Origin of the sequence: Listeria cornellensis FSL F6-0969 (assembly GCF_000525855.1) — a bacterium.
Lineage (GTDB): Bacteria > Bacillota > Bacilli > Lactobacillales > Listeriaceae > Listeria_A > Listeria_A cornellensis.
The window spans coordinates 1-18,834 of the sequence record NZ_AODE01000001.1 but is presented as its reverse complement, the minus strand read 5'-3'; the positions used below and the strand labels follow the sequence as shown (position 1 = coordinate 18,834).

Genomic DNA, 18,834 nt, shown 5'->3' with positions numbered 1-18,834 from the left:
GCGTGTTCGACTTTTTTATTACCTGGTACTAATTTTAACAGAGATTCATATTTTTAACAATAGAAACTTCCTAGTTCGGTCTATCGTTTACATATTAACGTTAGAATAACATACGCTTGTCAAGTTAATATATAAAGTTGACAAGCGTATATTGTACTAGCTATTTTTTATTATTATTGGGAGTTTCACTTAAAAGCTCATGTAAACGATCAAAAATTTCCTGTTTTGTGAGCGTTGCTTGAGTAGGTATCGAATCTAAACTTAATTCTGCTAAAAATTTATTAAGATCTTTCTGAATAGGGACAGGAATCTTGGGTTTTTCAGTGTCTGATAATGCACCAATGAGGCGAGCAATGTCATTAAGATGTTTTTTGATATTCTTACTGCCCACTTGTTCGCCTTTTTCTTTCCTGCCTTTTAAGTCTAGCCAAGCTTTTGCTTTAAAGATTATTAAATTTTTATCTGTTAAAACAGAATATCCATTAACTAACTCCGAACCTTCAATCAACAAATCATAATAATCTGTATCTAGCAGGAGTGCAGACATGCTCATACCATCATCAAAAGGTAGTGGCGTAATCCGTCCATGCCCTGAAAGTGGAAAGGGTTCTTTACTAAAAAGTTCAATCATTTTAGGATAGTCTATTTCATCCGTTGTAAATCTGTAAAGTTGTTCATTATCGGTCAGATGAGGTCGGTAACTTCCCTCTTCCAAAAATGTTTCAAGTATCCTAAAGAAAAGCCTATCTTTTTTTACAATAACCATATCATAGTCTTTCGTTGTTCGACTTTCCAATCCTCGACTATCTAAGATAAATGAAGCTGCTGTTCCACCAATAATGACGTAGTAGTTTTCAAAACCTTCAAATGCATCTTTAAATTTCTGATTATAATTGGCTGGCATCTAGACACTATCTCCTAACTGTAATTGTAATAACTCAGATACTTCAAGCGCTACACGTGGATCTTCGTCGTCCTTCAAACTTACATACAAAGAAAACGGGTCAATGATATTATCCACTATAATCGGCGTGTAGTACCACAGCTGTAATTCTATCAATCCTGGAATCGGTTTTTCGTAGTAGTCCATCGTACCGCTCTTCATTACTTGATTAAAATCTTTACTAGACATAGCGACTGCTTTTTTCGTCTCGTCTAACATCGATATTTTTGAAAGTGCAAAATGTCCTGCATATCCATATTGCTTACGGTTTTCTATCCATAATTTATCTAAATCTTGTTCTTCTATATATATTTTTTGCTTTATAGGATCAAATAAAAATGCCTCTCCTTCCTCATATATTTCTCTCTTGTTTTTTTTTAAAATAGTATTCCCCATATTCTGATCCTAACCAATTTTGGGATACAAACTTTCTTAATGATCTGTATATAGTTGGAACCGAAATACCTGTAACGTTTTGAATTTCAGTTAAATCTAATTTTTCTTTTGCAAAGCCTATAATGTATGAAAATATCAATTGTTCGCTTGGTTTAAATTTTTCCTTAAATATTACTTCTTTTTGTTTTGCTAATACCAACCCTAGCTCTGGCAAAAATAAATTCCCCTTACTATCTGCGAACGGTATCCTAGCTTTTAATAATAATCGTTTGTCCTCATTCGTAATAGTCGTGAACGTTAGAATATAATCTAAACCGCTTTTTTCAGCAATAAATTCCGCTTGCTGAATAAAGCTTTCGAGTGTCCCCGGCCTCGTTTCCTTTACGAGTAAGTAAGTTAATTGATTATAAAATCTTATTCCTTTCATATCAAACTTTGCCTGGTACGCTAATGGCAAAGAAATATCTAGGTCAAAAAAATTCACATCAATACCCAATTTATCGAATATTTTCCTCAAGGGTTCTATTTTCATAGTCAACTACCTTTCAATTTATCACGATAATTGTATTTTATCATGATATTTAATAAAACACAATTATCATGATAATTCCACAAGACCTTTTCCATTTTACTTATAAGCCCTAGATTATTTTTATACTTAAAAACTATTCCTATCTTGCAATAAACAAATACTTGTTCAATCGCTCCTTTTTATGCTAGAATAGGTCGAGGAATCCTTGAACGGAGGTGTTGTGTCATGCGTTATATCATTACATTTTTCTGGGTGTTTATTTTAGCTCAAATGTCTGAGTATGTTGCGGCTTCGGTTATTGCAACGACTTACGATTTCACAATGGGAACTATTATGGCGGTCGCTATCTCTATCGCGATTTTCTTAATTCCTGTATTGATGCCAAAAGAAAGCGAAACCTACGATATTAAATAAAAAAAGTATGTTGACCAATTTGGTTAACATACTTTTTTTATTTATTCACCTAAGTAATATTTGTTCGTTGGTTTCAAATCCGCATCCAATTCGTACACTAACGGCACACCGGTTGGAATCTCGAGTTCCATAATATCATCGTCGCTAATACCTTCAAGAAATTTCACCAATGCTCGCAAACTATTACCGTGTGCTGCAATGACAACACGTTTACCGCTTTTGATTTCAGGGGCAATCGTGTCCATCCAATACGGAATCACGCGTTCTAATGTCACTTTCAAGTTTTCACCAGTTGGAATCGCGCTCGTATCTAGCAACTGATAGCGACGGTCATTTTTTTGCTTGGCGTTCGTCATTTTCTTCCAAAAGTGGTGGTAACGTATCGTAGCTGCGACGCCATAATTGGACTTGGTCTGCGCCATATTTATCAGCGGTTTCTTGTTTATTCAAGCCTTGAAGCGCGCCGTAGTGACGTTCGTTTAAGCGCCATGATTTGTAGACTGGGACCCATAACTGCTCGGAGCCTTCCAACGCATAATCGAGCGTTTTAATCGCGCGGGTTAGGACGGATGTGAAGGCAACGTCAAATTGGAGTCCTGCTTCTTTGATCAGTTTCCCCGCTTTTTTCGCTTCTTCTACACCTTGTTCTGACAGGTCAACATCATGCCAGCCTGTAAAAAGGTTCAATTTGTTCCATTCACTTTGCCCATGACGAATCAATACTAATTTCATTTCTTTCATCCTCTCCACGTTTCGTTTTCGTACCCACTTACTTTGTTCCCTATATGTTAAGTATAAAACGCCTGACCCAGAATGCAAGTCTCGGCCAAGCGCTTTTTTTTATTCCCCTAAAATTTCAAAATCAAATCGGCCGTCTTGCAGCGTAATCGCGACTTCCGAATGTGGCATGATTTTTCCGGCGACGATTTCTCGAGCAAGTGGGGTTTCGATTTGTCGTGTGATGTAGCGTTTCAATGGACGCGCGCCGTAAATTGGGTCGTATGCCTCTTCGGCGATAAAGCGTTTCGCGTCGTCGGTCATCGTAATCTTGATTTCTTGACCCGCGAGGCGGACTTGCAATTCCGCAACAACTTTCTCCACAATGCCTTTAATATTGTCTAGTGTCAACGGTTTGAACAGAATAATATCGTCTACACGGTTCAAAAATTCAGGCTTAAACGAGGCTTGTAAAACTTCGAGGACATCCTCTTCCAGTTTCTCAGAAATTTCACCGTCCACCGTGCGTTCAAGCAACATCGTAGAACCAATATTCGATGTCATAATAATCACCGTATTTTTAAAGTCAATCAGGCGTCCTTGGGAATCGGTAATCCGGCCATCATCCAACACTTGGAGTAAAATATTGAACACGTCGGGATGCGCTTTTTCAATTTCATCTAGCAAAATAATCGAGTACGGGTTGCGGCGAACGGCTTCGGTTAGCTGACCGCCCTCTTCATAACCAATATAACCAGGTGGCGCACCTACAAGCCTTGATACCGCATGTTTCTCCATGTATTCTGACATATCAATCCGAATCATATGATCTTCCGAATCGAAAAGATTAAAGGCCAGCGCTTTGGCAAGTTCGGTTTTTCCGACACCTGTTGGGCCTAGGAAAATAAATGAACCGATTGGGCGCCGCGGATCTTTAATACCAGCACGCGCACGAATCACGGCGTCACTTACGAGTTGCACCGCGTTTTCCTGACCGATGACTTTTTCTTGGAGAGAATCCGCTAGTTTCAACAACTTCTCGCGTTCTCCTTCGACCAGTTTCGCCACTGGGATCCCGGTCCATCTGCCAACGATATCCGCAATTTCATTCTCCGTTACCTCTTCTTGTAAAAGTCGATCCTCATTTGCCGTCTTCTCGCGATTCTCTTCTTCCAATCGCGCCAATTCCTTCTCGACCTCAGGAATGCGACCATGACGGAGTTCGGCGGCTTTATTCAAATCATAATTATTCTCTGCTTCTTCTAATTCGTGACGCAAATGATCGATTTGTTCGCGAACTTCACGGATTTGGCTAATTTCATGCTTCTCAGATTCCCATTTTGACTTCATTTTGTGAGCTTCTTCTTTGTAATCAGCAAGCTCTTTTTGCAACATTTCCAAACGGCGTTCACTCGCTGGGTCCTTCTCTTCTTTTAGCGCTGCTTCTTCGATTTCTAGCTGCATCACTTTACGCGTTACTTCGTCGAGCTCACTTGGCATCGAATCAATTTCCACGCGAATCGTAGCGCAAGCCTCATCGACCAAATCAATCGCCTTATCTGGCAAAAACCGATCCGTGATGTAGCGATTAGACAAGCTCGCCGCCGCCACAAGCGCGTTATCATGAATATTAACTCCATGATGAATTTCAAAACGTTCTTTCAAACCACGCAAAATTGATACGGTATCTTCGACGGTTGGCTCTGGTACAAGTACCTTTTGGAATCGGCGTTCTAGAGCTGGATCTTTTTCGATGTATTGGCGATATTCATCCAATGTAGTAGCGCCGATACAATGAAGTTCACCACGGGCAAGCATTGGTTTTAGCATATTGCCGGCATCCATCGCGCCATCGGTTTTTCCAGCGCCGACAATCGTGTGGATTTCATCGATAAATAGCAAAATTTGGCCGTCGCTATCCTTCACTTCCTGCAGGACGGCTTTCAAACGCTCTTCAAATTCACCGCGATATTTCGCGCCGGCAATCAGCGAACCGATATCAAGCGAGATAATCGTTTTATCCTTCAAGCCTTCTGGCACGTCTTTGCGCACAATCCGTTGCGCCAAGCCCTCCACAATCGCGGTTTTACCAACGCCAGGTTCCCCGATTAAGACTGGGTTATTTTTCGTTTTTCGCGATAATATTCGGATGACATTGCGAATTTCCGCGTCACGACCGATAACTGGATCGATTTTTCCCGTGCGAACTTCTGCGACTAAATCGCGACCGTATTTTAATAATGCTTCATATTGTTCTTCTGCATTTTGTGTTGTCACTCGTTTTCCTCCTCTGATTTGTAAAATGGCTTCGTTTAACTGTTTTTTCGGAATCCCTATCGCTTCTGTGATTGGGCTTTTTTTCTGATCCATCACGGCTAGCAACAAGTGCTCCGTGGATACGTAATCGTCTTCTAATTTTTGACGTTCTTTCTCGGCATCTGCCACCAATTCGTACAGCGAAGAACTCATCGCTTGGCCGTATTGCACGTTGCTTCCCGTCACGCTCGGTAATTTCTCTATTTCATTTTGTATTGTTTTTAGTAACTGCTTCGCGTCTACTTCCGCGACTTCATACACCCGCTTCGTAAAATCGCTATGCTCTAAAAGTACCGCGAATACGTGTAGCGTGTCGATTTGTTGTTGTTTGCCTTCGATGGCTAATTGTTGGGCTGACGCGATTGTCTCCTGGACTTGTTGTGTAAATTTCTGCATTTCCATAAGTTTGACGCACCTCATTTCAAGTAATTATTTCTATTATAAGTGGTCATCTGTGAAAAATCCTCCGCTCTAAGAACGAGTTTTTCCTAACCTGACCTTTACTGACCATACAGTTATTATAGTCTTTTTTATCCTTTTTGTCCAAAGAAAACGGTCGAAAGAATAACAGTCTGTAGAAAAACTAGTTCACGTGATCTCCCGCAAAACCTCAGCGTGTCGACAAATGTTTAGTTTCTAGGCAAAAGCGAGTACCGAAGCGGAGTGTACTGTAGTACATTGACTGAAAACAGGGAGGGAGTATTATCCCCGACCATGTGAGAAGTTATGCGAAAAGCAGTGTAGAAGAGCATCGGAACGGAGCTTTTAAAAGGACTACAAATTCACTTTGTTCCTTTGCATATGGAGGCTCTATTTCGTTTCATTTCAAAGACCCACAACAAAAATGGGCGTTTGTCGACACCCTGAGTAAATACTTTTTATTTCCAATTTTTCCGGTATAATGGAGTTATTAGGAGGCGATTTTTGTGGGGAGAAAAGATGATTACTCGATTCAGCTTGAAAACGTAACGTATTTAGCGCCAGAAGAACATGCTGGCACAACGATTCTCTTTGTGATTCAGGGCGAGCTAATGATTTCGCTTTCGGAGCATGATTTTTCGCTTATGGAAAATGATTTGGTTGTCCTGAATCATAATGAAGCCTACACGGCACGTGGTGTGGACGATACGATTATGATTCGCCTACATATTACGAGTCCTTTTTTCACGTCGTATTATGCGGATTATTTTCAGTTGGCTTTCGATTGCGTGTCAAGTCGGATTGATCCTGGACGGGAAAAAATGATGACGTTATTGCGGAAGTATCTGGCCGAGATGATGATTGCGCAGTCACATAAAGCGGAAAGTAGTAGATTGGAGATGCAAAGCGCGCTTTTTCAGATTATGTTGCTTCTGACACGATTTTTTTAAAAAAAGAATTGTCTACGCAGGATGGTATTAGTGTTCATGATACGCGGATTACACGCATTACGCAGCAATTGGAGCAGCAGTTTGATGAGCCGATTACGTTGCAGGATATCGCGGAGCAGGAATTTCTGTCTACGTCTTATTTATCGCGTTATTTCAAAAAAGTGACGGGGCTTGGTTTCCTGCAGTATTTGACGCAGATTCGGTTGAAGTATAGTTTGGAGGATTTGCGTACAAGTTCGGCTAATATTTCGCAAATTGCGCAGAAAAATGGTTTTTCCTCACCTAAAAATTTCACGACGTCTTTCAAGGCTCACTATGGAAAAACGCCTGCTACGTATCGTCAGGAAGCATTGGCTGGCGGTGTCTCTATTGCTGATAAGCCGGAGATTTTGACGACGCAAACGAAGCGTGTTGTGCAATCGCCGAGTCTTTTAGCGAAACTGGCAACATACCGCCAAGCTGCGGAGCAAGTTCATTTTGTGGACAAGGCACCGTTTGAGAAGAAAACGATCTCGATTGCTTCTAGTAAGCCGACTGCAATTCCGGACGCGATGCATATTTTGACGATTGGTGAATTGCGCGAAGTGTTGAAGGAGAATGTGCAGACGCAGCTTGTGATGGCGAAGGAGGAGCTTTCTGTGCGGTATGTTGGGATTCGACATTTGATTCAGGGCTCGACGCTCCTGCCTGACAAGGAGACGGATGAAAAAGTCCCGACTTCTTCTCCGTATGCGAACGCGGATTTGGCGATTGCTTATTTGAAAAAGTTGGATTTAGGATTATTCATTCGGATGGAGTATCAGGAGATTTCAGTGGATGAGGATGCTTTTTTTGAAAAATTGGAGCATTTTCTTCGTCATATGATGCACGTTTTTGGACGGCAATTTGTGAGTCAGTGGTATTTCATGTATTTTGAGCCGCATTTGACGGCGGTTTCTAAGAAGGAATTGCAACGCGTGTATGTGAGACTACATACAGTGTTGAAGCGTTTTGACGTACGGATTCAAGTTGGGAGTTATTTGCCGTTTTCAGAGCGACGGGAGGCTCCTCTTTCGAACCATGAATGGATGGCGGAGGCGGCGAATCAGATTGATTTTATCGCGTTTAATGCAAATCAGAATGAAGCCGTTGATTTTAGTAAGAGTGCACATGCGGAGTTTATAGTGACGCAAGATTATGTGTTGTCGAAAACGCGGAAGTTGAAGCAGTATTTGCGGTCGCATCAATTGGATAAGCCGCTCATCCTCATTAATTGGAATACGTTGACGGGAAATACGCGTTATACGAATGGGACTTTTTTTCGAGGTGCATTGATTTTTCAGACGGTGCTTGCTGTGAGTTCGGAAGTGGATGGGCTTGGTTTTTGGATTAATACGGAACTGCATGAGGATGAGTGGAAGGAACGGAGTATTCGATTAGACGGGCTGGAATTGTTCCATTTTTTCAATGGGAAACGCCCTGCTTTTTATGCGCTAAAATTTAAGGAACGGCTACGTGGGGAGATTGTGGCCTGTGGAAATGATTTTATTTTGACGGAGTTTGAGGACGGATATCAGTTGGTTCTGCTGAACTGTATGCATTTTAATCCGCTTTATTCGGTGGAGGATTCGCTTTTGCAGGATTATCGGAAAGAGTCGCATATTCGTTTGAAAGGACTTTTGCCAGGACATTATCAGTTGCGGACGTTTCAGTTTGATCGCGATAATGGTGCGCTTTATTCGAAGTATTGGGAGTTAAATAGTCGGCATGGATTGGATCAGGAAGTGCTGGATTATGCGGCGCAGGCTTCGGTTCCTAAGCTTTCGGTGAGTGATGAAGTGATGACGGATGATTGGTCGTTTTATGCGTATTTAGATGTGAATGCGATTCATTTTTATGAGTTTCGGAGGACGATTTAGGAATAGAAATGTGCCAGCGAAAATGGGAAGCTCGCCGGCACATTTTTTTATGCTTTTTGGATGGTTTTCATGTTTGGAATAAAGATAACGAACAGGCATGTGATTAGCGCAGCTACTGCGATGGCTACGAAAACGGCTTGGTAGTTGCCGAATGTGCCTACGAGTTGGGCCACGATCATTGGTGCAAAAACGCCGCCGAGTGTTGCGCCTGTGTTGACGACGCCGGTCGCTGTGCCGACTATTGATTCATGCAACCGTTTGAGTGGTAAGGTGAACATGGTTGAGAAAATCATGACGGAGCACATGTAGCATAGGAAAAGCCAGAATGTGAGCATGGCGATGCTTTCGGATTGGTAAACGAGGAGCGCGGAACCTGCCGTGATGAGCGCTAAGACAAAGATGACGCGTTTTTCGCGATGTTGGAAATAGCGTCCAACAATGTACGCTGTCCCAAAACTACCAAGTAAACTACCGAACCCTGCGATAGCAACGATGATGGAGATCATGATAAGTGATACACCGCGTTCGTCTGCTAAATAGGTCGGTGTCCAGTTAGCGATCGTATATAGAACGATATTGATGCTACACATCGCGATAAATAACAGGACAACGACGGGATTCGTGACTACTTTCCAAAATGGCATTGCAGCTTTGACTTTTGGCTGGTTACTTTGTTTTTTTTTCTTTATGCGTATTTGGTAGTTTCCAGATAACTAAGATTAGCGCCAATACGAATAGAAAAGCAATGCAAAAGACGGCGCCGCGCCAACCGAATGCTCCGATGACAACGGGGATAAGTAGCGGTCCAATGATAGATGCGATGCCTGATGTGGAGATTAGAATCGATTGGGCCCACGTTCTTTTTTCCATTGGATATGTGTCGGTTACAGTTCTGGCTGAGGATGTTGGATAACCCGCGTGACCGATTCCTGCGAAGAAACGGGCGGCTATGAGGGTTATAAGCGTTGTTGCCGAGCCAAAAATAATGGATGCCACGGTAATGATGGACAGTGAAATAATGAGCACAAATTTGGATCCTAACTTGTCATTTAAATAGCCGAACGGGATTTGCATAATCGAGTAACCGATAAAAAAAAGCTGAAAATATGTAACTCTTCTCGTCGATGCTGAGATTCAATTGTTCTGCAAGTGGGACTGCGATGATCCCAATTACCAGCTTATCAATGTAAATCGCAATGTAACCTAGAAATAAAATAGGCAGTATACTTTTTCGTTGTTGCGCCTTCTCCATGTTTCTCTCCTCCGAATGTAACGCTTTCTTTTTATTATAGCATCATAATTTATCGTAACAAGGAATTATCTAAACATTTGAAAAACAGTAAAGAAAAGACGCCCTTTTTTGTTCATCGCTACTTTTACGATATTCGGGAGGACAAAAATTAACCGTTTTGATAGCAAAAATGCTCTTATATATTCACCATGATGCGTCTATAATGGACGGTGAAGAAACCTTTTAATATAGAAGGAGGAGACATGATGAAGCAACAATTATTGGAAAAGTTAACGGAAAAACAGGATCGAATCATTGAGATACGGCGTTATTTACACGCGCATCCCGAGCTTTCTTTCCAAGAGGAGAATACCGCGGCTTATATCGCAAATTTTTATAAAGGAAAGGACTGCGATGTGCGGACAAATGTTGGCGGGCATGGCGTTGTCGTGACGATTGATAGTGGCAAACCTGGGCGGACGCTCGCCATTCGCGCTGATTTTGATGCTTTGCCGATTCAAGAGGAAACCGGGCTTCCTTTCGCCTCAGAGAACCCTGGCGTGATGCATGCTTGTGGGCACGATGGACATACGGCATACATGCTTATTTTAGCGGAAACATTAATTGAAATGAAGAATCAGCTCCAAGGCAAAATTGTTGTGTTGCATCAGCCGGCCGAGGAAACGCCTCCTGGTGGCGCGATTGCGATGATTCGAGATGGTTGTTTGGACGGTGTCGATGAGGTGCTTGGCATTCATGTCATGTCCACGATGCCCACTGGTGAAATCGCGTATCGAGAAGGTGCCATTCAGACTGGACGGGCCTCGTTCAAAGTCAAAATCACGGGTCGCGGCGGGCACGGTTCTTCACCACATATGGCCAATGACGCGATTGTAGCAACGAGCGAGTTCGTTGTCGCATTGCAAACGATTATTAGTCGACGGCTCAATCCTTTTGACGTTGGTTCCATCACGATTGGTTCTTTTGATGGAAAAGGCAGCTCTAACGTAATTAAAGATGCAGTGACGCTTGAAGGTGATGTACGTGCGATGACCGAAGCGACGCGGACGTTGATTGAAAAAGAAATCCGCCGTATTTTAGATGGGTTGGCAGTGATGTTTGGTGTTACGTATGATTTGGATTATAAAAACGATTATCCCGTGCTTGTGAACGATGTAGCATTGACGGAATTTGTGACGAAATCTTTGCAAGAAACAGCAATTGCAGAAGTAACTGAGATTACGCGTTGTGAGCCGCAACCGCCTTCTGAGGATTTTGCGTATTATGCGCAGGAACGCCCAAGTTGCTTCTTTTATGTCGGTGCCATGCCTGCGAACGGCGTTTTTTACCCCCATCACCATCCTAAATTTGATATCAACGAAGCGTCCCTGCTCATTGCAGCCAAAGCGATGGGCGCGATCGTGGCAGATTATACAACCAAATAAGAAGGAGTGAATACGATGCGTGCAAAATTAATGCAAATGATTGATCAACGAAGTGAAGAAATGATTGAAATCCGGCGTCACCTTCACGCGCACCCAGAGTTGTCGTTTCAGGAACAAGCGACAGCAGACTACGTAGCTAAATTTTATGAAGGAAAAGATGTAGTTGTCGAACGCGAAGTTGGGAATGGACACGGAATTATCGTTACGATTACTGGCGGCAAACCTGGAAAAACATTAGGATTACGTGCGGACTTCGATGCGCTTCCGATTCAAGAAGAAACCGGCCTCCCCTTCGCTTCACAGAACCCTGGCGTCATGCATGCGTGTGGACATGATGGACATACCGCTTATTTACTAATCCTTGCCGACTGCTTGATTCAACTAAAAGACGAACTCCCTGGTACGATTAAAATTATTCATCAACATGCAGAAGAAACCGCTCCCGGAGGCGCTAAAAGCATCGTAGAATCCGGACTTTTAGATAATGTCGATACGATTTACGGCATTCATCTCTTCCCATTTTTCAATGCTGGAGAAATCGGGTATCGTAGCGGTTTTGCGATGGCTGGTCGTAGCTATTTCAAACTTGGCATCCAAGGTACTGGCGGACATGGCTCCTCTCCACATATGGCCAACGACGCGATTGTAGCGGCATCCTATTTTGTCACCGCGATTCAAACCATCGTCAGCCGTCGCCTCAATCCTTTTGATACTGGCGTCGTAACAATCGGTTCCTTCGATGGAAAAGGCAGTTCTAACGTAATTAAAGATTATGTCGAGCTTGAAGGTGATGTTCGCTACATGACGAGTGCAACCCGCGAACTGATTAACAAAGAAATTCGCCGTATCGTGGCTGGTTTAGAAGCGATGTATGGCATCACCGCGTCGCTCACTTATACCGATGACTATCCGCCACTTCACAACGATCCTGAAGCAACAAGCGATGCCGTAAACTACTTACAAAAAGGGCTTGGCGACTATCTCACAGCCGTATCCGAAGCCGAAATGCTTTCCGGTTCCGAAGATTTTGCCTACTATCTCGAAAAAATTCCCGGCACGTTCCTCTATGTCGGAGCAAAACCAAAAGGCGTTGAAAAACCGTATTTCAACCATCATCCAAAATTCGATATTGATGAAGATTCGCTCCCAGTCGCGGCGAAATCGATTGCGGAGATTGTGTTGGGGTATTACGGGTTAGATTAAATAAAAATGGTCTGCCGCTAAAATTCATGTGGCAGACCATTTTTATTTAGCTACGTCCCGTAAACAAACGCAACAAGAACAAAAATAAATTCAAGAAATCCAAATACAGACTCAGCGCCAATACCGGCACATCTTGCATCGTTACATCACGTTTCATAATCTGATTGAAATCAAACAGGATGTACAGTGAAAACAACAACGTTCCTGCCCCTGCAAAAATCGTTGACATCAACGAACTCAGCGGGAAAAAAATCGAGATCAGCGAAATAACAACGACAATCAGTAATGCTGCGAACAAACCTTTTGCCATGAACGATAAATCAGTTTTCATTTTTGCTCCAACGAATCCGAGTACGGTGAAAGTGACGGTTGCCGTCGCAAACGCCATCAAGACTGCGTTTCCAGCTCCTGCATCTAAATAATATTGTAACGTTGGCGCCAATACTAGCCCTGTCACAAACGCAAACGCCAATAATAAACCGTATCCAACTTTAGACGCACTCTTGCTTTTACGTACGAAAATCATCGCAATTAGTAAGGCGAACTCCAAAACAACAAGCGGAATATAAAACGACATCGGAATCCCCCGCCCAATCACCGTCCCAAGCGTTGCCATCACTAAAGATATGACGAACCAGTTCAGTACTTTTTGCATAATTTCAGCTTTCGTTGCGCCTGTTACCGCTTGCTCGGCGCTTCGATATGTTTCATTCATTGTATTCTCTCCTATCCTTCGATTCTTTCGTTAGTATATCATGTTGCATCCTATTTTGAAAATAAATGCCACACCAAACAGCACTCCTTCCAAGTCTTCGAAACAGCGCTTCTTCTTATTATAAACTTGCCTTCATTTTGATTAGATTAAGGTTGTTTTAAATCGCTTCAATCATGCCAAAACCCATACCGCGCATCGAGCCAATACCGCCTTGGACAAAGTGATTCAACAAGTATGGCTGTCCGACAAGCTCAAATTTACCGAGTGAACAAGCCACGTGAAGATTATAACAAATGACGACAGTTTTCTTAATCGCGACTTTGCGAAATTCCAATGCGTCAATATCTGATTTGACATATTCACCGAACTTATCGCGTAGTTGGAAATATAAATTCCGCTTTAAAATAGCTTCAAAATCATCTTCTTCCCACCAATAAAACCAATCTTTCTTCGTTTCTTTGTTGTGGTCGCGACATACGATTGGCGACAAAGTTTTAAACGCCATACGCTCCGAAACGATCTGTTCTTCTTGCACAATTTGGATACTTTTCACCTTGATTTGATTCATTTGCGAAAATGGGAGCAGTTTATCTTTCACATTCATTAATGCATTATAATAATTAATGCCTAGTTCGGCATCGGCCGTCGCGAAATTAATCACGATTTTGTTCTGTTCTAACTCAATGATTTCGCCATTAAACTTTGGCTTTGGAAGGTATACAGAGAATGTGAAGTTTTTTTTGTTTATTTCCACTATACATTTCTTTGTATTTTGCCTCGTTCGATTTTGAGAGCCCTGCCTTCATCACGCTGACGACTTTACGCCGGTAGTCTGCGGGAATCTTATTGGAACTAAGCTCGCAATTTATTTTTAATCTCATCCCAATCCTCCTCTTGATTGTTTCCACCCGATACTAATATATCACTTTTTGCCATATACCTCCAATGAAAACCTCCTCTTTCTTTATCAAACTTTCTTTAGTACAATAAAAGCAGATGCTGTTTAAACAAATCAGCCAAATCGGAGGGAAAGACATGGGTAAAGCTGTTTATCACGATATATATTTAGAATTGAAAAAAGAAATTGACGAAGACCGCTACGCTTTCAAGGAAATGTTACCGACAGAACATGTTCTTGTTGAACGCTTTCATTGTAGCCGTAACACGGTTCGACGCGCGATTTCAGAACTTGTTAAAGATGGGTATGTACAAAGTGTGCGCGGTAAAGGCGTCATGGTTATTCACCAGCACGAATCGATTGAGTTCATGTTTGGTGGCGTGGAGAGCATGAAGGAGTCCCTCACTCGTAACCACAAAACATTTCAGACCAAAGTCGTTCATTTTGAAGAATTGACGGTGGATGCGGCTCTATCGGAAAAAACGATGTTGCCGATTGGAACCGACGTTTACTATATCAAGCGCCTACGTTTGGTCGAAGAAGAAGCGCTAATCCTTGATGTGAACTATTTTGACCGCAAAGTCGTGCGTGATTTGACGCCCGAAAAAGCCGCGCAGTCCATCTATGAATATATTGAAGAAGAGCTCCGCGTGAAAATCGTGACTTCCAAGCGCTACATTGTCGTTGAAAAAGCGCTCACCGATGACAAGCAATACCTCGATTTAGCCGGCTACGATTGCTTGGCAGTCGTCAAAAACTACGTGTACGACGCCGATGGAACCATGTTCGAATACACTGAATCACGCCATCGTCCTGACCGCTTCGTCTTCTTTGATTCTGCACAACGCTTAAAATAAGCTACTCCACCGTAACTCCACTTTTGTACGCTATAATGAAGTGAGTCGTGTTTTCAAGGAGGTTTTCATGAAAAAAATATTAGTTGTAGAAGACGATCCGAATATCCTAGAAGTCACCCGCGCATTCCTGATGGCAGAAGGCTACGAAGTCCTTACATCAGAAAATGGGATGGAGGCTTTCGGCATTTTTGAATCGCAGACATTTGACCTGATTATCATGGATATTATGATGCCAAAAATGGACGGCTACACGCTTTGTGAGCTCGTTCGGACAAAATCGGACACACCAATTTTAATGCTCACTGCACTTGGTGAAGAAGATTCCGAACTAAGAGGCTTCGAACTCGGTGCCGATGATTACATCCAAAAGCCCTTTTCCTATAAAGTATTGTTAAAACGCGTGGAGGCATTACTTCGCCGTGTTTCTTCCGGTCAAGTTAATGAAGACACGTCAGTTTTAAAGCTAGCCGAAATCGAGCTAAACATCGAGACATTCCAAGTCACCTCTCACAATCAACCTGTCGAGTTAACCCGAAAAGAATTCGATATTTTGCGATTGCTTATGAAAAATCCGGGCCGCGTCTTCACCCGCGAAATGTTGCTAGAGCAAGCCTGGGATTACGAATACATCGTCGACACGAAAATCATCAATACACATATCAAGAACCTGCGTAAGAAACTCACCACCGACAAAATCCAAACAGTGAGGGGTGCTGGCTATAAAATGGATCACTAAAATTCGCGCTAAAATCAGTGCTAAGATTTTTTTCATCACATTGGCGCTACTTCTCGTATTCACCGCTCTGATTTACGCGATGTTGCTCTTATTCCTGCCAAATTTCTACCTTGACTATAAAAAACAGAAATTAGAAAATGGCGCGAACTTAGTCGTGTCGGCGTCTAAAACCGGCTCGTTAGAAGATGTCGAAACCGCGATAGATGATTTTGCGTCTGCTAATAGCATTTCGCCGTTCCTATTGAACAGTATAAATCAAATCATTTATATCCCCTTTACCGAGATCAGTTCTATGGGGAAAGCTACAACTGCCATTACCACGGAAGCTCCTGTCGCCACGTTTTCATCCACGGGTGATACGAGCGTTGAAAAGAATTTGACGATTGATGCGCGCCTTATACATTTCGTTATTTTATTAATATTCAACCTTTGACAGATATTTCTTCCGTATTACTTCTTTTTGCTCCCTACTTCCTAATTTTTGTGCTCATTCTCAGTTTTATCTCGGCTTACTTTTTCTCGAAAAGAACCGTGAAGCCGCTCCTTCGAATGAATGACGTGGCGAACAAAATGGCGCGACTTGATTTTTCTGAAAATTTGCCGGTCAATTCAACAGATGAAATCGGCCAATTATCGCAACATCTCAATGAAATGGCGCAAGAATTAGAAGGAACATTGATTGATTTGCAACGTGTCAATGTTCAATTAGAAGCTGAAATTGCGAAAGAACGCGCGCAGGAAGAGACACGAAAACAGTTTATTACCGCTGTGTCGCATGAACTAAAATCGCCCATTGCATCCGTGATGGGGCAACTCGAAGCAATGATTCACCGTGTTGGCCCCTACAGCGATCGTGACACTTATTTGAAACGTTCGTACGAAACCATGGAACAAATGTCCGCGCTCGTGCAAGACATGTTGGAAATATCGCGCGTGGATAGCGCTGATTTTGAGACGAGTAAAACTACCTTCGACCTCTCCACTTTTATCACAGATTGCCTCCAACAAGAACAGTGGCACCCTGAAGCCGCGAATCGTCGCATGGTTAACCGAATCACGCCAGATATACACATTCATGCCAACCAGAAGCTAGTCGAAAAAGCGATTTCAAACGTCATTCACAACGCCTTCCAATACTCCCAAAACGATGATACAATCGCCATCACGCTAACCACAACAACAGACGGCTGGCATTTTTCCATCTATAATGATACACCAAAAATTCCAGACGAAGAACTCGCCAAACTTTTTGATGCTTTCTACCGTCTCGAAAAATCCGGCAATAAAACAACAGGCGGGAGTGGCATCGGTCTATTCATCACCGCGACTTTCCTAGAGAAGTCAAAATTGGCCTATGCATTCGAAAATCAAGACCACGGTGTCCTATTCCGCATTTGGGAATCCAAATCCACCAAATCTACACATTAGATCCATCATATCTCCATTTTCTTTCGGTAAAGTTAGTTTTATCAAAGAAATTGGAGGTTTTTTTTATATGGATTTTATCAGAAGAGCATGCATCAGCATTTGGGCTAAGAAAGGTAAGTCGCTCCTTATGCTCATCCTACTATTCGTACTATGTAGCCTTGTATTCGCGGGTTTCGCAATTCAATCAGCTACCGAAAAAAGTGCAGACATTGCCCGCAAGAAATTGGGTGGTGATGTCACGCTAAACTTAAACATGGACAAGCTAATGAAAGATATGGAGGCTGGAAAACAACCCGGCGAAATCCCTCCACTTAAACTTGAAAGCATTGACAAAGTAAAAGACTTAGAGCAAGTCGCCAGTTATCAATATCTCGTGGATGCTTCGGCCGCCAAAGTAGACAAAGCCCCCGTCAAATCAGAGGAAAAAAGATGACGCAGATAGTGGCGGAAAAGGAATGACGGTCGCTGGTGGCGCAGATGGTCAAGCAAAAATGCCTGACTTCATGTTAAGCGGCACGAACAACACAGATGGCCTCTCGACTTTTAAAAAGGGCAAAGAAAAAATCATCTCTGGAAAAGGCATTACAAACAAAGATAAGGGCAACCTCGCTGTTATCGAAAAACGCTTCGCTGATCAGAATAAACTCAAAGTCGGCGATACGTTCAAACTAAAAGAAATGCAGACCAATAAGCCCATCGAATTTACCGTTCATGGCATTTATACAAGCAATCAAGCCAGCGGTTCCCAACAGTTCCCTGTAGATTTCATGGAGCCTGCTAATAAAATGTATATGCCAGTTGATGCCGCTATGCCATTTTCACATAACGGCTCCCTGACCTCAGCAACTTACACCATGACCGATCCACAACTCATCAACGCCTTCAAAAAAGCCGCTTCTAAAGTGAGTGAAGTGGACAAAGATTTCTATAGATGGGATGCCAACGACGAAGCCTACAAAAAAATGATCACACCCATCCAAAATGTCGCTTCCTTCGCGAACATTATCGTCGTCATCACGGCACTTGCTGGCGGACTTATTTTAGCCCTACTCGTTCTACTATCGATTCGCGAACGCCGCTTTGAAATGGGTGTCCTACTATCCCTCGGCGAAAATAAAGCCAAACTCATCGGGCAATTCCTTGTCGAAGTTATCATTATCGGCATGATCGCCTTCTCCGTGGCCTGCATCACGAGCCAACCAATCGGCCAGGCAGTGACGAACCAGATGCTTGCAAAAGAAGTTCAACAAGCCAAAGATGACGAAGCTGATGAACCAAAATCAGGTGGAATGGTCGCATCATTCGGTGGTTCCGATGAAGCCGATAAACCCAAAGGCAAAGCCATCGATTCTGTGGACGTTACCATTTCAAGACAAGATATGGTCGAAGTTGGCGGTATTGGAATGCTAGTTGTCATCATCGCAACCTTACTCCCATGCCTATTCATCATCAGGCTCCAACCAAAAATGATCTTATCAAAAAATGACTAAAGGACAGGTGAACCAATATGGAAAACATTCTAAGTTTGAATAATATCTCCTACAAATACCAATCAGGCGGCAAAAGCCAAACGATTTTACTAGACACATCTTATTCATTTGATGCAGGCACCTTTTATACCATTCTAGGCCCCTCAGGATCTGGAAAAACAACGATACTCTCCATCGCATCGGGTCTCGACATCCCAAGCGCTGGGCAATGTTTTAATTCCAAAAACAAAGCAACATCAACAAAT

At 42.6% G+C, this 18,834-nt stretch carries 19 protein-coding genes and 2 pseudogenes; 11 read left to right on the top strand and 10 right to left on the bottom strand.

Features of this window, described 5'->3' with window-relative positions:
• Positions 1-160 precede the first annotated feature (160 nt).
• Genes PCORN_RS00095 through PCORN_RS00085 form a run of 3 tightly spaced genes read right to left on the bottom strand, consistent with a single transcriptional unit; the run spans position 161 to position 1,871 of the window.
• A complete protein-coding gene (locus PCORN_RS00095; RefSeq protein ID WP_036076483.1) occupies positions 161-904 on the bottom strand; it encodes a hypothetical protein in 744 nt (247 codons plus the stop codon).
• Positions 905-1,339: a hypothetical protein gene (locus tag PCORN_RS00090; RefSeq protein ID WP_036076480.1), complete on the bottom strand. Its 435-nt coding sequence runs from the start codon at positions 1,337-1,339 to the stop codon at positions 905-907.
• The gene (locus PCORN_RS00085) at positions 1,296-1,871 is read right to left on the bottom strand and encodes a hypothetical protein (protein WP_036076478.1); all 576 of its coding nucleotides are present in this window, start codon (positions 1,869-1,871) and stop codon (positions 1,296-1,298) included. The genes PCORN_RS00090 and PCORN_RS00085 overlap by 44 nt, the downstream gene beginning before the upstream one ends.
• Before the next feature lie 225 nt (positions 1,872-2,096).
• Here PCORN_RS00085 and PCORN_RS00080 point away from each other — a divergent pair, with 225 nt between their 5' ends.
• On the top strand, positions 2,097-2,285 hold the full coding sequence (locus PCORN_RS00080; protein WP_036066947.1) for a YjzD family protein: 189 nt from the start codon (positions 2,097-2,099) through the stop codon (positions 2,283-2,285).
• A gap of 41 nt (positions 2,286-2,326) precedes the next feature.
• On the opposite strand, the pseudogene gpmA reads toward PCORN_RS00080, so the two are convergent.
• A pseudogene (gene gpmA, locus PCORN_RS00075) lies at positions 2,327-3,017 on the bottom strand (2,3-diphosphoglycerate-dependent phosphoglycerate mutase).
• 108 nt (positions 3,018-3,125) lie between these two features.
• Complete coding sequence (clpB, locus tag PCORN_RS00070) at positions 3,126-5,720, bottom strand: ATP-dependent chaperone ClpB (protein ID WP_036076475.1); 2,595 nt, start codon at positions 5,718-5,720, stop codon at positions 3,126-3,128.
• 524 nt (positions 5,721-6,244) lie between these two features.
• On the opposite strand from clpB, the pseudogene PCORN_RS00065 reads away from it, so the two are divergent.
• Positions 6,245-8,586 (top strand): annotated as a pseudogene (locus PCORN_RS00065) (helix-turn-helix domain-containing protein).
• Positions 8,587-8,633: 47 nt separating this feature from the next.
• On the opposite strand, the gene PCORN_RS21015 reads toward PCORN_RS00065, so the two are convergent.
• Genes PCORN_RS21015 through PCORN_RS00050 form a run of 3 tightly spaced genes read right to left on the bottom strand, consistent with a single transcriptional unit; the run spans position 8,634 to position 9,838 of the window.
• Entirely contained in the window at positions 8,634-9,230 is a 597-nt protein-coding gene (locus PCORN_RS21015) for an MFS transporter (RefSeq protein ID WP_036076474.1), read from the bottom strand.
• Between the two features lie 22 nt (positions 9,231-9,252).
• Positions 9,253-9,660 (bottom strand): MFS transporter, encoded by a 408-nt coding sequence (locus tag PCORN_RS21010; protein ID WP_077913720.1) that lies wholly within the window; start codon positions 9,658-9,660, stop codon positions 9,253-9,255.
• A complete protein-coding gene (locus PCORN_RS00050; protein ID WP_036076471.1) occupies positions 9,632-9,838 on the bottom strand; it encodes a hypothetical protein in 207 nt (68 codons plus the stop codon). Before PCORN_RS00050 ends, PCORN_RS21010 begins: the two co-directional genes overlap by 29 nt.
• A gap of 245 nt (positions 9,839-10,083) precedes the next feature.
• Here PCORN_RS00050 and PCORN_RS00045 point away from each other — a divergent pair, with 245 nt between their 5' ends.
• Entirely contained in the window at positions 10,084-11,262 is a 1,179-nt protein-coding gene (locus PCORN_RS00045; protein WP_036076468.1) for a M20 family metallopeptidase, read from the top strand.
• A gap of 15 nt (positions 11,263-11,277) precedes the next feature.
• Positions 11,278-12,465: an amidohydrolase gene (locus PCORN_RS00040; RefSeq protein WP_036076467.1), complete on the top strand. Its 1,188-nt coding sequence runs from the start codon at positions 11,278-11,280 to the stop codon at positions 12,463-12,465.
• Positions 12,466-12,511: 46 nt separating this feature from the next.
• On the opposite strand, the gene PCORN_RS00035 is transcribed toward PCORN_RS00040, so the two are convergent.
• Both PCORN_RS00035 and cas6 read right to left on the bottom strand, forming a co-directional pair.
• Positions 12,512-13,180 (bottom strand): Bax inhibitor-1/YccA family protein, encoded by a 669-nt coding sequence (locus PCORN_RS00035; protein WP_036076465.1) that lies wholly within the window; start codon positions 13,178-13,180, stop codon positions 12,512-12,514.
• Positions 13,181-13,337: 157 nt separating this feature from the next.
• Entirely contained in the window at positions 13,338-13,934 is a 597-nt protein-coding gene (gene cas6 / locus PCORN_RS00030) for a CRISPR-associated endoribonuclease Cas6 (protein ID WP_051999131.1), read from the bottom strand.
• A gap of 281 nt (positions 13,935-14,215) precedes the next feature.
• Between cas6 and treR the strand changes: the two genes are divergently transcribed.
• From treR to PCORN_RS00005, 7 genes are all read left to right on the top strand, one after another.
• Entirely contained in the window at positions 14,216-14,935 is a 720-nt protein-coding gene (gene treR / locus PCORN_RS00025) for a trehalose operon repressor (RefSeq protein WP_036076462.1), read from the top strand.
• 67 nt (positions 14,936-15,002) lie between these two features.
• Positions 15,003-15,671, top strand: coding sequence for a response regulator transcription factor (locus PCORN_RS00020; protein WP_036076460.1), 669 nt, complete (start codon positions 15,003-15,005; stop codon positions 15,669-15,671).
• On the top strand, positions 15,646-16,104 hold the full coding sequence (locus PCORN_RS17995; protein ID WP_051999130.1) for a hypothetical protein: 459 nt from the start codon (positions 15,646-15,648) through the stop codon (positions 16,102-16,104). Before PCORN_RS00020 ends, PCORN_RS17995 begins: the two co-directional genes overlap by 26 nt.
• A gap of 50 nt (positions 16,105-16,154) precedes the next feature.
• On the top strand, positions 16,155-17,099 hold the full coding sequence (locus tag PCORN_RS17730; protein ID WP_277620131.1) for a sensor histidine kinase: 945 nt from the start codon (positions 16,155-16,157) through the stop codon (positions 17,097-17,099).
• 67 nt (positions 17,100-17,166) lie between these two features.
• Complete coding sequence (locus PCORN_RS17990; RefSeq protein ID WP_051999128.1) at positions 17,167-17,532, top strand: hypothetical protein; 366 nt, start codon at positions 17,167-17,169, stop codon at positions 17,530-17,532.
• A gap of 22 nt (positions 17,533-17,554) precedes the next feature.
• The gene (locus PCORN_RS00010; protein ID WP_051999127.1) at positions 17,555-18,589 is read left to right on the top strand and encodes an ABC transporter permease; all 1,035 of its coding nucleotides are present in this window, start codon (positions 17,555-17,557) and stop codon (positions 18,587-18,589) included.
• A gap of 17 nt (positions 18,590-18,606) precedes the next feature.
• On the top strand, positions 18,607-18,834 hold a 228-nt coding region (locus PCORN_RS00005; protein ID WP_036076458.1), incomplete at its 3' end, for an ATP-binding cassette domain-containing protein.